This window comes from Vibrio genomosp. F6 (assembly GCF_005146325.1).
In the GTDB taxonomy this organism is placed as follows: Bacteria; Pseudomonadota; Gammaproteobacteria; order Enterobacterales; family Vibrionaceae; genus Vibrio; species Vibrio cortegadensis.
In genome coordinates this window covers 3,206-4,713 of record NZ_SYUT01000119.1, presented here as the reverse complement: position 1 = coordinate 4,713, position 1,508 = coordinate 3,206, and the positions used below count along the sequence as shown (strand labels likewise).

Below are 1,508 nucleotides of genomic sequence, written 5' to 3'. Positions count from 1 at the left end.
TCAGCGTACCACTACAATATCAGTTGACCACTACATGGACGCCAGAAAGATAACTGAAGCTCTTTAAACACGTAGCTATAGCCTAACTCTGGATCAGAATGATCATAATTACCTTCTAGCTGAACTCGTTCGAGCACATTAGTCGCTAATGTCCTATGTACGTCAATGCCAAACAATGTCGTTGAAAACAACTCAGACGCCGCAGCTTCAATGAACTCAACTCTTCCTTCATTATCAAAATCTACCATGAGACCATCTAAAAAATGATGGCGATGACCATAGATGTAATCAGGAGCTCCGATAACATTGCTCACTTCAGTTTCTGTCATACCAAGCTTGACTGGACCGATTGAGTTTTCTAGTTGAATTTCGAAAATTTCCATTTTTGTCCTAAAAACACATAACGCTTTGCTAAGTGGTGAACAAGCGTGTGCCACACTTGAGCGAAGCGAAAAATGGCACGCGTTTGAGAATCCGTCTTAAGCAACTTGTTAGGTTTTCGGTTTTACAGATGCCGCTATTTCAGCGATTTTTTCTTTTTGTAGCATCATACGATCCGAGCTACCAGTAGATACTAACCTTAAATATGTGCCATCATCTAAGAAAGCCACAAATTGTATAGCTGTCATATCAGCTTTTCTAATTTCCATTCTATACCCAGATGTATTAGCAAAATTCGCCTCACCTTCGGATTGAATCTTAAAGTCCTCAAAACCAGGTATTGAGCTTGCCAAAGTATGAGAAGTCGATTTTAAATCGATTGCCCCAACACTAGAAAGTGAACTACCTATTGCTACTAAAGGCAACGTTCCAGATTTATCTGTACCATCGAATGTAGTGAGAATAACTGCAGATCCAGCAATTACGTTCGATAATTTGAAAGGTAGACTATAATCAAATTTGAAAGATAGAACTTCTAGCTTGTCTTCCAATGACGCAACTTCACCGAGCTTAATCGTTTTGATTGATTCGAAAACGGTCGATTCGCTCAATGAGTTTTCGCCCAATATATTGTAAGTAACCATGACCGTTTTTTGTCCTCTAAACAGCGCCATATACTTACTAACATAAATACCTGAAATTAACTGTCTACCAATGATGATTGGATCATTAATATCAGCAGAATCGAGCGTTTTAATCTCAAGAACCTCAACCCCCCTTTTCGCTAAGCCAACTCGTGCCAACTCAATATTATTAAAGAGGATAGATAACTTTTCATACGCATTTTCTGGAACCTCTGCAATTAGAATACTCGACTGGTTTTGGCTATTAAAGTAACCAGAAAACGTTTCTGACAGTGTGAATCCTGCAGGTTTTATCATACTCACCGATGTTCCTGGCACTTTAGTCTGCTCATCCGCAGCAAAAGAACTACAGGACAAAAGCATCAGCAGAAAGGAACATAACTGTTCAATTTTCAATATCATATGTAGCGACCTCCATATTTAACCGTAAACCTAACGCCGCGTTAAGTAGTGAGCAACGCCTGCCACCTAACCTAAACCATT

General features: G+C 39.4%; 2 protein-coding genes. Both read right to left on the bottom strand.

The window, feature by feature from the left end:
* Window positions 1-11: 11 nt before the first annotated feature.
* Window positions 12-383: an outer membrane protein assembly factor BamE gene (locus FCV43_RS19975; RefSeq protein WP_136996163.1), complete on the bottom strand. Its 372-nt coding sequence runs from the start codon at window positions 381-383 to the stop codon at window positions 12-14.
* Between the two features lie 108 nt (window positions 384-491).
* Window positions 492-1,427, bottom strand: a complete 936-nt coding sequence (locus FCV43_RS19970) for a hypothetical protein (RefSeq protein WP_136996162.1) — start codon at window positions 1,425-1,427, stop codon at window positions 492-494.
* Between the last annotated feature and the right edge of the window lie 81 nt (window positions 1,428-1,508).